12 protein-coding genes are annotated in these 12,901 nt (G+C 63.9%); 6 read left to right on the top strand and 6 right to left on the bottom strand.

The window, feature by feature from the left end; genetic code table 11:
- The first annotated feature begins 38 nt into the window (after positions 1–38).
- The 6 genes from ccoG (at position 39) to fnr (ending at position 6,257) form a co-directional block, all read left to right on the top strand.
- Positions 39–1,457: a cytochrome c oxidase accessory protein CcoG gene (gene ccoG, locus NFG58_RS03550; RefSeq protein ID WP_287163150.1), complete on the top strand. Its 1,419-nt coding sequence runs from the start codon at positions 39–41 to the stop codon at positions 1,455–1,457.
- Complete coding sequence (locus NFG58_RS03545) at positions 1,457–1,978, top strand: FixH family protein (protein WP_348827614.1); 522 nt, start codon at positions 1,457–1,459, stop codon at positions 1,976–1,978. The genes ccoG and NFG58_RS03545 overlap by 1 nt, the downstream gene beginning before the upstream one ends.
- On the top strand, positions 1,978–4,452 hold the full coding sequence (locus NFG58_RS03540; RefSeq protein WP_287163153.1) for a heavy metal translocating P-type ATPase: 2,475 nt from the start codon (positions 1,978–1,980) through the stop codon (positions 4,450–4,452). The genes NFG58_RS03545 and NFG58_RS03540 overlap by 1 nt, the downstream gene beginning before the upstream one ends.
- Positions 4,449–4,679 carry a cbb3-type cytochrome oxidase assembly protein CcoS gene (ccoS, locus tag NFG58_RS03535; protein WP_253029124.1) on the top strand — a complete coding sequence of 77 codons (231 nt, stop codon included), beginning with the start codon at positions 4,449–4,451 and terminating at the stop codon, positions 4,677–4,679. The genes NFG58_RS03540 and ccoS overlap by 4 nt, the downstream gene beginning before the upstream one ends.
- Positions 4,676–5,362, top strand: coding sequence for a sulfite exporter TauE/SafE family protein (locus NFG58_RS03530; RefSeq protein WP_253029125.1), 687 nt, complete (start codon positions 4,676–4,678; stop codon positions 5,360–5,362). Before ccoS ends, NFG58_RS03530 begins: the two co-directional genes overlap by 4 nt.
- Before the next feature lie 154 nt (positions 5,363–5,516).
- Entirely contained in the window at positions 5,517–6,257 is a 741-nt protein-coding gene (gene fnr / locus NFG58_RS03525) for a fumarate/nitrate reduction transcriptional regulator Fnr (RefSeq protein ID WP_045992157.1), read from the top strand.
- Positions 6,258–6,417: 160 nt separating this feature from the next.
- Here fnr and ttcA read toward each other — a convergent pair whose 3' ends face one another.
- The 6 genes from ttcA to NFG58_RS03495 all read right to left on the bottom strand — a co-directional run bounded on the left by ttcA (position 6,418) and on the right by NFG58_RS03495 (position 12,785).
- Complete coding sequence (gene ttcA / locus NFG58_RS03520) at positions 6,418–7,377, bottom strand: tRNA 2-thiocytidine(32) synthetase TtcA (protein ID WP_231498446.1); 960 nt, start codon at positions 7,375–7,377, stop codon at positions 6,418–6,420.
- A 391-nt stretch (positions 7,378–7,768) separates the two neighbouring features.
- A complete protein-coding gene (locus tag NFG58_RS03515) occupies positions 7,769–8,008 on the bottom strand; it encodes a hypothetical protein (protein ID WP_239452527.1) in 240 nt (79 codons plus the stop codon).
- A 72-nt stretch (positions 8,009–8,080) separates the two neighbouring features.
- Positions 8,081–8,773 carry a 3'-5' exonuclease gene (locus tag NFG58_RS03510; protein ID WP_308812406.1) on the bottom strand — a complete coding sequence of 231 codons (693 nt, stop codon included), beginning with the start codon at positions 8,771–8,773 and terminating at the stop codon, positions 8,081–8,083.
- The gene (locus tag NFG58_RS03505; RefSeq protein WP_213228117.1) at positions 8,770–10,593 is read right to left on the bottom strand and encodes a DUF294 nucleotidyltransferase-like domain-containing protein; all 1,824 of its coding nucleotides are present in this window, start codon (positions 10,591–10,593) and stop codon (positions 8,770–8,772) included. Before NFG58_RS03505 ends, NFG58_RS03510 begins: the two co-directional genes overlap by 4 nt.
- A gap of 102 nt (positions 10,594–10,695) precedes the next feature.
- On the bottom strand, positions 10,696–12,489 hold the full coding sequence (locus tag NFG58_RS03500; RefSeq protein WP_108131315.1) for a sodium:solute symporter family protein: 1,794 nt from the start codon (positions 12,487–12,489) through the stop codon (positions 10,696–10,698).
- Between the two features lie 38 nt (positions 12,490–12,527).
- Positions 12,528–12,785 (bottom strand): DUF4212 domain-containing protein, encoded by a 258-nt coding sequence (locus NFG58_RS03495; protein ID WP_045992160.1) that lies wholly within the window; start codon positions 12,783–12,785, stop codon positions 12,528–12,530.
- Positions 12,786–12,901 lie beyond the last annotated feature (116 nt).

The following is a 12,901-nucleotide window of genomic DNA, read 5'->3' as shown; positions in this document are numbered from 1 at the left end:
CTGGGGCTTCGGCCCCATCGACGCGATGTGAGTCTGCCATGAGCGACAAGATCCCTGCCCACGACGTCACCGACCCTGCGGTGTCGCACCATTCCCCCGACAGCCAGAGCATGTACGAGAGCCGCCGGCACATCTACGTACGCGAGATCAAAGGCGTGTTCCAGCGTGTCCGTCGGGTCGCCAACTGGGCGCTGATGCTCGGTTTTCTGCTGCTGCCCTGGATTCCCTGGGGTGATCGACCGGCGGTCTGGTTTGATCTGCCGGGGCGCGAATTTCATATCTTCGCCGCCACCTTCTACCCCCAGGAATTCGTGCTGCTGTCCTGGCTTTTGATCATCTGCGCCTTCGGCCTGTTCTTCATCACCGTCTTTGCCGGTCGAGTATGGTGCGGCTACACCTGCCCCCAGAGCGTCTGGACCTTCCTGTTCATCTGGGTCGAGCACCGTATCGAGGGGCCGCGCAATCGTCGCATCAAGCTCGACAAACGCTCCTGGGACGCCGACAAGGCCTGGCGCAAGAGTGCCAAGCACGCCATCTGGCTGATCATCTCGGCGGCCACCGGCATCACCTTTGTCGGTTACTTCACCCCGATCGGTGGCCTAATGACGGACCTTGCCACCCTCTCGGCCAGCGGCTGGTCCTATTTCTGGGTCGGCTTCTTTATCGTCTTCACCTACCTGAACGCCGGTTGGCTGCGCGAGCAGGTCTGCCTGTACATGTGCCCCTACGCCCGCTTCCAGTCGGTGATGTTCGATCGCGACACCCTGATCGTGTCCTACGACTACCACCGCGGGGAGCCTCGCGGCCCGCGCAAGCGCAACGCCGACCCGGCAGAGCAGGGCCTTGGCCACTGCATCGACTGCGACCTCTGTGTTCAGGTCTGCCCGACCGGCATCGACATCCGCGACGGTCTGCAGTACCAGTGCATCACCTGCGCCGCCTGCATCGACGCCTGCGACAGCGTCATGGACAAGATGGGCTACCCCCGTGGCCTGGTGCGTTACACTACCGAGCACGCCCTCGACGGCAACAAGACCCACCTGTTGAGACCACGCCTGATCGGCTACCTGGTCGCCCTGGTGGTGATGATCGGCCTGTTCGTCTGGACCATCGCCGACCGCACACCGCTGGATGTGGATGTGGAGCGCGATCGCGCTCGGCTCTACCAGACACTGACCGATGGACGCATCGCCAACTCCTACGCCATGACCGTGCGTAACCTCGACAACCGCCCTCATCGCTACGTGATCGAGGTAGCCGGCATCGAGGGTCTCGAGAGCGACACCACCGCCATCGAGGTTCCCGCCAACCAGTCCCGCCAACTGGTGATGACCTTGAGCGTGAATCCTGATCAGATGGAACAACGCAGTGCCGATATCAGCGTTCGCGTCCTCGCCGAGGACGATCCGTCCGTGGCCATCGAACGTGAAAGCCGCTTTATAGGAGTTACCCCCTGATGTCCCTGTCCGATCCCCAGGTGCCGCCCTGGTACAAGCAGTTCTGGCCCTGGTTCCTGATCGCCCTGCTGCTGTCGTCGGTCACCTTCAGCATGGTCTACCTGGCCTTCTCGATCCGCTACTTCGACGGTTCGGTGCCGGACGATTACTACAAGGAAGGTCTGGCCATCAACGTCCAGCTCGAAAAGCAGCAACGTGCCGAGGCGCTGGGGCTGGCGGCCGAGCTGCGCATCGACGCCACCACCGGCGACGTGGTGGTAACGCTCGATGGCGACGAACGCCCAGAGCGGCTGGATCTGGCGCTGAAGTTCCCCACCGATGGCGCCCGCGACCGGGCACTGGTGCTGACCCACACCCGTGCAGGCCACTATGTCGGCACCCTCGAGCGCAATCTGCGCTATCGCTGGTACCTTCAGCTGCAGCCCCACGCAGAAGGCGCGTCAGGACAGCCTGAATGGCGCCTGACCGGCGAGGCAGAGTTCCCGCGGGAGACCTCCGTGCGCCTGACACCGGGACTCTGATGGCGGCCTCGTGCTACCACTGTGGCGCCCCGGTGGAGGCCACAGCACCCTGGTCGATCACCCTGGATGGCCAGCGCCATCCGCTGTGCTGCCCGGGCTGCGAGGCGGTGGCCCAGGCCATCGTCGGCGGCGGCCTGGACAGCTACTATCGCTTTCGCACCGCCCTGCCGGAGCGCCCATCGCCGACACCCGCCGACGAGGCCCGCTATCAGGTATTCGACGATCCGGGCCTGCAGGATCGTTTCGTGCGTCAGGATGGCGACACCAAGGTAGCGACCCTGGCGGTGGATGGCATCACCTGCGCCGCCTGCGCCTGGCTGATCGAACACCGCCTGAATGCCCTCGACGGCCTGGAGAGCTGCGCTGTCAATCTTTCCCAGCATCGCCTTCAGGTGCGCTGGGATCCCGAACGCCTGTCGCTGTCGCGCCTGCTGGCCGAGATGGCCGCCATCGGCTATCCCTCCCAGCCCTACGAGCCGGACCAGGCTCAGCAGCGGCTCAAGCAACAGTCGCGCCAGATGATAAGACGCCTGATCGTGGCGGCCGTCGGCATGATGCAGGTGCTGATGTTTTCCATCCCGCACTACGTCGACGGCGGTGATCTCAGTAGCGAGTTCGAGCGTCTGTTTGCCTGGCTATCGCTGGCGCTGACCACTCCGGTGGTACTGTACTCGGCCCAACCCTTCTTCGTCGGCGCCCTGCGCGATCTGCGAACCCGCGTGCTGGGCATGGATGTGCCGGTGGCCCTGGCCATCGGTGGGGCCTTCGTCGCCAGCACCTGGTCGGTCGTGAGCGACTCCGGTGATCGCTACTTCGACTCGGTCAGCATGTTCACCTTCTTCCTGCTGTTCGGACGCTACCTGGAGTCTCGCGCCCGTACCCACTACGGCCGTAGCGGCAATGCCATGGCCAGCGCGCTGCCGAGTGCCGCGGTGCGCCTCGACGAGCATGGCGATGAACGCGTCATCCCCGCCAGTCGGCTGGTCCCGGGTGACCGGGTTCGGGTCAGCCCCGGCGCCCAGATCCCCGCGGACGGCAACCTGACCTCGGGCCTGGCCCAGATCGACGAGTCGCTGCTGACCGGCGAATCGCTGCCCTGCCTGCGTCGCCAGGGAGATACCGTGCACGCAGGTACCCTGTGCATGGACAGCCCGATCGAAGTGATGGTCACCCGCGTCGGCGACGACACCCGCGCCGCCGGCATTCTCGATCTCACCGACCGTGCCTTCGCCCATCGTCCACGTATCGCCCGCCTGGCCGAGCAGGTGGCCCATCGCTTCGTGTTGAACCTGCTGGTCATCACCGCCCTGGTGGCGCTGGTCTGGAGCCTGATCGATCCTAGCCGCAGCCTGTGGATCACCCTGTCGGTACTGGTGGTGACCTGCCCCTGCGCCCTGGCGCTGGCGACCCCCACAGCCCTGACCGTGGCCCACGGCCGGCTGAGACGTGCCGGGGTACTGGTGACCCGAGCCGATGCGCTGGAGACCCTGGCCTGCCTCGATCGCGTCGTCTTCGACAAGACCGGCACCCTGACCCGGGGTCGCATGCAACTCGCCGAACACCGGCCGCTGAGCGACGCCGAAGGAAGCGCCAACAATGGCGAGATGGACCCTGCCACCAAGCGCCGGCATCTGGCCCTGGCGGCGGCACTGGAGACCGGCTCGGAGCACCCCATCGCCCGTGCCTTCGCTGCCTGGCGCGACGCCAGCTGCCAGGCCAGCGAACTGCGCAATCACCCGGGTCAGGGCGTGGAAGGCGTGATCGACGGCCGGCGCTGGCGACTGGGCCAGCCGCGTTTTGCCTGCCTGGGCCAACCCGCTACTGAGCTCCCTGGCGCAGGGCTTTGGCTGCTGCTGGCCTGCGAAGGCAAGCCCCAGGCCTGGTTCAAGCTCGACGATCAGCCCCGTGACGACGCCGCCGAGACCCTCGCCGCCCTCGCCCAGCGGGGGCTTGCCATCGAGATCCTGTCGGGCGACCGCGCCGTCAACGTTGGCCAGCTGGCCCGCACGCTGGGCGTCGATCAGTGGCGTGGCGAGGCCTCCCCCGAGGACAAGCTCGGGCACTTGAAGGCGCGGCAGGCGCAGGGCGAAAAGGTGGCCATGGTCGGTGATGGCATCAATGACGTGCCGGTACTGGCGGGCGCCGACCTTGCCCTCGCCATGGCCGGGGCCAGCGACCTCACCCGCACCCGCGCCGATCTGGTATTGCTGGGCGAACCGCTCACGGGTATCGTCGAAGCCATCGAGGTGGCCCGCCAGACCCGTCGCATCATTCGCCAGAATCTGTCCTGGTCGGTGCTCTACAATGTCGTGGCGCTGCCCGCAGCGGCTCTGGGCTTCGTGCCCCCATGGCTTGCCGCCATCGGCATGTCACTCAGCTCGTTGCTGGTCATCGGCAATGCCCTGCGTCTGCGGCGCGGACGCACCAGGCCGACCGCGACGCCTTCACCCGTCACCGCAAGCCCCGGCCCATGAGCATCCTTTACCTGTTGATACCCTTGTCGTTGATCCTGCTGGGCCTGGCGGTCTGGGCCTTCTTCTGGGCGGTGCGCAACGACCAGTTCGAGGACCTCGAAGGCCCCGCCTATCGCATCCTGTTCGAGGATGAGGACGACACTCGCGGTGCCGATGACGGCGCTTCCTCTTCCGAAACGCCTGCGCAGACATCCGAGCGTGATCCATCGTCCAGAGGGCCTGAGTGAACCCTACCGGCCTGGAACTGCCCCCCATGATGGCGGCCTTCGTGTTTGGCCTGCTCGGCGGTGCACACTGTATTGGCATGTGCGGCGGTATCATGAGCGCCCTGACCTTTGCCATCCCCCCCAGCATGCGTCAACCTTGGCGGGTGAGCACACTTGTGCTCGGCTACAATGTAGGTCGTATCACTAGCTACTGTGTGGCGGGCGCTCTGGTTGCCACCCTGGGTTCGGTGATCGGCCTTTCGCCGACCCTGCGTGGCCTGATGCAGATCGTCGCCAGCCTGATGTTGATCCTGATGGCGCTTTACATTGCCGATCTATGGAAAGGCCTGCGTCACGTCGAGGCACTGGGACGTCACCTCTGGAGGTACCTGGAACCCGCAGGCAGACGCCTGTTGCCGGTGGTGCGTCTGCCCCAGGCGGTGGCGCTGGGCGCCATCTGGGGCTGGCTGCCCTGTGGCCTGGTGTACTCGATGCTGGCCTGGAGCCTGGCACGGGCCGAGCCCCTCGAGGGCGCACTGCTAATGGCGAGCTTCGGTCTTGGCACGCTTCCGGCGCTGGTGGTGACGGGCCTCGCCGCCAGACAAATGCAGGCCCTGCTGGCGCATCGGGCAACACGCCTTGTCGCCGCTGGCATGATCATCGCCTTTGCCGTCTGGCAACTTTGGACTGGGCTGCATCAATGACGCATCCTACCTCTAAGTTATTAATCCTAAAGAGGTAGACGCCACTTTTAGCTGATCTGAGGGTGTAGAATAGTGCCATCAACGTGCTGTACGGGCGACGTCTGTTCTCCCCATGGCCCAGTCAATATCGATCCCAGATCCACAGGAGCTGCGAATGAGTCCTACGGCCCAAGATCGGCGGCGTCCCATGCTGCATGAGACTCGCTGTGAGTCCTGCAGCCTGAGTTCCTTGTGCCTTCCGCTGTCGCTGGAGACCGCCGACCTCGAGCGCTTCGATTCCATCATCCGTCGTCACCCGCCGATCAAGAAAGGCACACGATTGGTCGAGCAGGGAGATCGCTTCACCAGCGTCTTCGCGGTCCGATCGGGGAGTCTCAAGCAGATCACCACCGAAGGCAGCGGCGAAGCTCAGTTGACCAACTTCTTCCTGCCCAGTGAACTGGTTGGCCTGGATGGCATCGACGACGGCCGCTATCCCGGCAGCGTGGTGGCGCTGGAGACCACCACGGTGTGCGAGATTCCCTTCGACCGCCTCGATGCGCTGACCCAGACCCTACCGGAGCTGCGTGCCCAGCTGTTTCGCACCCTGAGCAAGGAGCTGCGAGAAGACCGCCGGATGATGCAGCTGCTGTCACGCAAGACCGCCGATCAGCGCCTGGCCTGCTTCTTCCTCGGCTTGTCGGACCGCTTCCGCCGCCGCGGCTATTCACCGTTCAGCTTCCGCCTGTCCATGTCCCGCGCCGACATCGGCAATCACCTGGGGCTGGCGGTGGAAACGGTCAGCCGTATCCTCGGGCGTTTCCAGCAGCAGGATCTGGTGGCGGTATCGGGACGTGAGGTCAATATCCTCGACCTGACCGCGCTGTCGACCCTGGCCGACACCGAAGTTACCTGAGCGGGCCTGGCGGCAGTGTGCCGGGCTTGGCCGGCAGGGCCCGGTATCCAGGATCTGGAAAGCAAAGCGTAATAGATGGCGTGTGACAAGAAAGAGGCCGCATCCGGAGATGCGGCCTCTTTCGCTGTCATGGCATCATGCACATTCGCTGCTGGCGAGATCAGCCGGCATCCACCACGTCGATGCGCCGGGCCTGGCGTTCGGCCTGTACGGCCTCCAGCCCCTCGAAGTCGAACAGTTGCCGATCCGCCAGCTGCGACGGCGCCACATTGGTCACCGCCTTGAACATGCTCTCGAGGCGCCCGGGATGCTTGACCTCCCACTCGGCCAGCATCTCCTTGACCACCTGGCGCTGCAGGTTGGGCTGGGAACCACACAGGTTGCACGGGATGATCGGGAACTCCATCGCCTCGCTGTAGGCCTGGATATCGGCCTCGCGGCAGTACGCCAGCGGACGGATGACGATGTTCTTGCCGTCGTCGGAGAGCAGCTTGGGCGGCATCGCCTTGAGGCTGCCACCGAAGAACATGTTCAGAAACAGCGTCTCGAGAATGTCCTCGCGGTGGTGGCCCAGAGCGATCTTGGTCGCCCCGATCTCCTCGGCGAAGCCATAGAGAGAGCCGCGCCGCAGGCGTGAGCAGAGCGCGCAGGTGGTCTTGCCCTCCGGCGTCTTCTCCTTCACCACCGAATAGGTGTCGCGCTCGAGGATGTGGTAGTCCACGCCGATGCTGTCCAGATAGTTCGGCAGCACATGCTCCGGAAAGCCCGGCTGCTTCTGATCCAGATTCACCGCCACCAGCGAGAAGTTGACCGGCGCGTTGCGCTGAAGGCTGCGCAGGATCTCGAGCATGGTGTAGCTGTCCTTGCCACCAGACAGACACACCATGATCTTGTCGCCTTCCTGGATCATGCCGTAGTCGATGATGGCGTTGCCGGCCTGGCGGCGCAGGCGCTTCTGCAGCTTGTTGAATTCACGCCGTGCCTTGGCCTGAACTTGGGCTTCCGTCTGATCGCCACCCGCAGCAGGGTCGGCCGGGCTGACGCCGGCATCGATCGAGAGATGGTCATCCTCGGGGGTACGGGGATCGAACAGGGTGGCGGAGGCGGACTGTGGCGACATGGGAGCGGGACATCACGGCTGAAAATGAAAGAGGCGCCAGTCTACCATCCGGACGCTTTAGTGGCGAAGAGGTCAGCGACCGCTTACCCCGACGAGGACAATACGGCAGGGGCTTTTCGTCGGCGGCACATCGGAAACCGCCAAGGACGACACCGCCGTAGTGGCGCTCTTGCGCGTCGTGGCCTGGTCTGGCCTGGCAAGTCGAAGAACGCAAGTGCCTGTCAGCCAGGCCCTAGGCGCTGTCCGAAAAGTCGACGAGCGAAGGTTAGACAAGGCAAAAATCGGTGAGAAAGCGCAGTTTACGGGGTGTAAATGAGCATTTTGACCGGGCTGGCGCACCAGCCGATTTTTAACGCCGTATTACCGAGCGCAGGCACTTTTCAGACAAGCCCTAGACGACGTTCAGCGCCAGCAGATAGCGCACCACCACGCCCAGCAACAGCAGCAGGATGCCGGCACGTTGCCAGCCAAACTCGCGCACGGTCAGGGTCAGGCGCTTCTCCCAGAACTTGACCATGCCCCACAGGTCCCGGGTACGGCGATAGTACTGGAGGTAGGCCACCAGCACCGAGACCAGGCCCAGCGCCAGCAGCGTGGGCTCGAGAAGGGTCAACATGGCGTGCAGACTCATGACAGGATCTCCTTGCAGGTGAATGGTTGCCGGTGCGGGCGGCACCGGGTCAGCGCGGATGACGGCACCGGGTCAGCGCGATGGCGCCGTGAGTGCCCCGCTCTCCAGGCGCAGATGCATCAGCGCCGTGGTGACGGCGTCGCCCAGGGCCGTATGGCGTCCCATGATCGGGACTCCAAGTCGCTCTGCCAATTGTTCAAAGGTCGGCTGCACCTCGATTTCCGGGTGACTTCGGCGCAGCCGCTTGCGGTACTGCTGGGCCACGTCGATGGTGGCGTTGGGCAGCGAGAAGCCAAACTCCGCCTTCAGGTAGCGATCCAGCATGGCCAGGTCGAAGTCGATACACCAGCCGACCAATGGGCGATTGCCGATAAATTCCAGCAGCGTCGTCAAGGCCTCGCGTACCTCGAGGCCGCCTTCCAGGTCGACCCCTCGCAGGCGATGGATGCAGATGGAGTCACCACTCAGACTGGCAGGACGCGCGAGCCGCAGGTCCAGCGACTCGCTGGTCAAGACGCGATCGTCACGGATGCGCACCGCAGCGATGGACACCAGCTCCGCATGACGGGTATCCAGACCGGTGGTTTCGCAGTCCAGGGACACCAGCTCATCGCCGGTATAGGGATTGAACAGCCAGGCGAAATCGCCATCGGCCTGCCGACGCCTGTCGGCCACACGCCTGATCGCTCTCAGCATCGGGTACTCTCCCAAGCGAAACCATTGACGCCAAGGCAGCTTGCCCTGGGGGGCTGCCTCGACACTCATGCATACTCCAGGTGATAGCGGTGGGACAGGCTGGCCTTGAACTCCTTGACCAGATGCAGCGCCTCGCGCAGCAGGTCCCGCTCCAGCGAATTGAGCGACTGAACCACCACTCTGTCCGGGGCGTCCGTGGCCCGGGCATCGTCGCGCCGGTAGGCCAGCTGCGCCCGAAGCCGCAGCTCACAGAACAGCGACAACGCCTCGCCGAGATCCTCCGCCACCACCCGCTCGATGCGCCCGAGTGACGCCAGCGCCGCCAGCCGGTCGTGGGTCGAGGTCTCGCGCAGCCCGCACTCCAGTGCCATGGTGCGAACACCATGGACGATAGGAAAGATGCCACCCTTCTTGATGTCGACGCCGTGCTCGGGCTTCTTCAGCGTTCCAAACAGGGTCAAGGGCGTCGAGAACCGCAACACCCCCCTCGCCAGATGGGTCAGCAACAGTTCATTGCCCCGTGTTTCTTCGATCAGCACGTCGTGGAGTCGGTCCACCAGGGCAAAGTCACCGGCCACCCCCGAGGCGTCGGCAAGCACTGCCAGACGCATCAGGCTTTCTCCGTCGGGTTCGCTGACCCAGCGACGAATGCGCGCGCGCCACTGCGCAAGGGTGCCGACCCACTGGGGGTTGGAGACCATGATGTTGCCCGGGCAGCGCGGATAGCCCAGATCGTCGAGCACGCTGGTGAACCGCGCGGTATCTGCGCTGAGCTCGTCCCACTGCTGGTCATCGGCCAGGATCAGCGCATTGTCCTGGTCGGTCTTCAGGATCTGCTCGCCGCGCCCTTCGCTGCCGAGCACCAGCAGACAGGCGCGCTCGCGCTGAGGGGCCGGCATCGAGAAGTGCCAGGCCTTGCTGATGATGCGCCCATTGAGCGCCGACAGCATGCCCATGGCGAAGCGCATGCGTACCCCCTGGGCCATCAGCGCCTCGACCAGCTCCGGCGCACGCTGACTTGCTTCGCTGAGCGAGGCCAGGGTCGTCGCCTGCTCGACCTGCAGGCTGACCACGTAGCTGCGGCTGGAAAAGAAGCTGAGCACATCGGTCAGCTCCACGACACCGATCAGCCGCTGGCCCTGAAGCACCACCACCCTGGCCACCTTGTGGCGGGTCATCTCGATCAGTGCCTCGAACAGGTACTGGCTTTCGTTCACCGTCACCAGCGACAGATGAGCGATGCCACCGACCTCGGCATTACCGTCGCACCCCTCCAGCACCAGGGCCTCGAGCAGGTCGGTCTTGGTCAGCATGCCAGGACCATCGGGCGTCTCGACCAGCAGGCTGTCGGCGCCCTTGTCCTTGAGGGTCAGCACGGCGTCGCGAATGCATGTCGTCGAGCCGACCTTGAGCGGTTCACGCATGCACTCGTTCACCCGGGCGAGCATGAATCCGGCCAGGGTGACCCCGCCCTCGGCGCGACGTTCGGCCAGCAAGCGCGTCTTGCTGATCAGGCGCTGGTGAAAGTAGTCCGAGAAGGCGGCGTTGTTCTCGCACAGCGACAGAAACAAGGTGTGCGGCATCAGGTAACACAGGCTTTCTTCTTCGGCGACGAAGCGGTAACGGCTCTGGCCGTTGATCACGCTGATGGCACCGAACAGATCGCCCCCTGTGTAGTGGCCGATGCGCCCCCCGGCGGGGCCCTCGGCCGGGTCCAGTTCGGCGACTTCGCCCTTGTGGATCACAAAGACGAACTCGCCGGACTGCCCTGCATCGAGGATCACGTCATCCCGCCCGTAGTAGGCGATATCCAGCCCGCCCAGGACCCGCTCGCGCTCGGCCTCGTCGAGCAATGAAAACGGTGGATGAGTGAAGTCGATGTCGATCATGTCTGCTCCATGACCGACCCCGGCGAGGCCGGGGTCGGGGAGTGTTGTCGTCTGGCAAGGGGCGACGGATGGTGGGCCGACGCCCCTGCCTGATGGCCCGCTCTAGTGAGCGTGGGCCTCACCCGCGCCTCTCGGCACACGCACGTTCTCCACCAGTTCCTGGATGTGCTCCGGCGGTGCCGCGGTTGCCCGCGAGACCACGAAGGCCACAACGAAGTGGAGGATCATGCCGAGGGTACCGATACCCTCCGGCGAGATGCCGAACCACCAGATCGAAGGATCGGTGTTGATGAACTTGGTGTAGACGATGTAGATGAAAGTGAAGCTCAGACCCAGCACCATGCCGACGATGGCCCCTTCGCGGTTCATGCGCTTGTCGAAGATGCCAAGCAGGATCGCCGGGAAGAAGGACGAGGCAGCAAGACCGAAGGCAAAGGCCACCACCTGGGCCACGAAGCCCGGCGGGTTGATGCCGAAGTAGCCGGCTACCACCACCGCCACCGCAGCAGCACTACGCGCCGCCAGCAGCTCCCCCTTCTCGCTGAGGTTGGGATTGATCTGCTTCTTGATCAGGTCATGGGACACCGCCGCCGAGATCACCAGCAACAGACCGGCTGCGGTGGACAGCGCCGCGGCCACGCCACCGGCGGCCATCAAGGCGATCACCCAGGCCGGCAGGCCGCCGATCTCGGGGTTGGCCAGCACGATGATGTCGCGGTCGATATAGACCTCGTTGGGGCTGTCGGTAGGCGTATTGGTCACCACCCGCTGCCCGTGCTCGCCGGGAGTTTCCTCTTCCAGCGGGCCGCTTTCGAAGGTCGGCTTGCCCTCGAACGGCGCGCCCGGCCCCATCTGCACACGACCGTCGTCGTTCTTGTCGAGCCAACCGATCAGGCCCACGCCTTCCCAGCTCTTGAACCAGGCCGGTGCCTCTTCGTAGCTGGTCTCGTGTACCGTCTCGATAATGTTGGTGCGGGCGAACACGCCGACCGCCGGAGCGGTGGTGTAGAGCAGTGCGATGAACACCAGCGCCCAGCCGGCGCTGACCCGGGCGTCACGCACCCGCGGCACGGTGAAGAAGCGCACGATGACGTGGGGCAGACCCGCGGTACCGCACATCAGGGCTGCGGTGATAAAGAACACGTTGATCATCGGCTGACTGCCGTCGGTGTAGGGCGTGATGCCCAGATCCGTCAGCAGACCGTCGAGACGATCGAGAATGTACTGGCCGCTGTCGTTGCCGGCGGCATCGACGAAGGTGGCACCGAGCCCGGTCTGCGGCAGCACGTGGCCGGTCATCATGATCGACAGGAACACCGCCGGCACGATGAAGGCGGTGATCAGCACGCAGTACTGGGCCACCTGGGTGTAGGTGATGCCCTTCATGCCACCGAGCACCGCGTAGAAGAACACGATGACCATGCCGATGACCACGCCCAGATTGACCTCGACTTCGAGGAAACGGGCGAAGACGATACCGACGCCGCGCATCTGACCGGCGACATAGGTAAAGGACACGAAAATAACGCAGATGACCGCCACGGTACGGGCGATATTCGAGTAGTAACGGTCACCGATAAAGTCCGGCACCGTGAACTTGCCGAACTTGCGCAGGTAAGGCGCCAGCAGCATGGCCAGCATGACGTAGCCACCGGTCCAGCCCATCAGGTAGACCGAGGCGTCGTAACCCAGATAGGCGATAAGACCCGCCATGGAGATGAAAGAGGCCGCCGACATCCAGTCTGCCGCGGTAGCCATGCCATTGGCGGCAGGGTGGACGCCGCCGCCGGCGACGTAGAAATCCTTGGTAGACCCGGCACGCGACCAGATCGCGATACCGATGTAGAGCGCGAAGGACGCCCCTACAAATATATAGGTAAGTAGTTGTACATCCATGGAATCAATTCCCGTTCATTGACGTTATTTTGCGGGTGTCACTGTTCGTGGACGTCGTACTCTTCATCGAGCTTGTTCATCTTCCAGGCATAGAAAATGATCAGCACGATAAAGGTGTAGATGGATCCCTGCTGTGCAAACCAGAAGCCGAGCTTGAAGCCAAAGAACTGGATATTGTTGAGTACATCCACCAGCAGAATGCCGAAGCCATAGGAGACGATGAACCATACGGCCAGACAGCCGAGGATGGTTCGTATGTTTCGTTTCCAGTAGGCCTGTGCGCTCTTGTCTAGCATAAGGCTACCCTCAAGAAGTGGTTTGATCGCCAAATGCCGCCGCAAAGACGACACAAAGGCTCGAGAAGCAGACTAGACAAAATGGCCTTTCCTGGAACGATAACTTTAGTCGAAAA

The sequence above is a fragment of the Halomonas sp. RT37 genome, assembly GCF_040070525.1.
In the GTDB taxonomy this organism is placed as follows: Bacteria; Pseudomonadota; Gammaproteobacteria; order Pseudomonadales; family Halomonadaceae; genus Halomonas; species Halomonas litopenaei.
The sequence above is the reverse complement of the archived record's forward strand: the minus strand, read 5'-3'. Positions and strand labels throughout refer to the sequence as shown.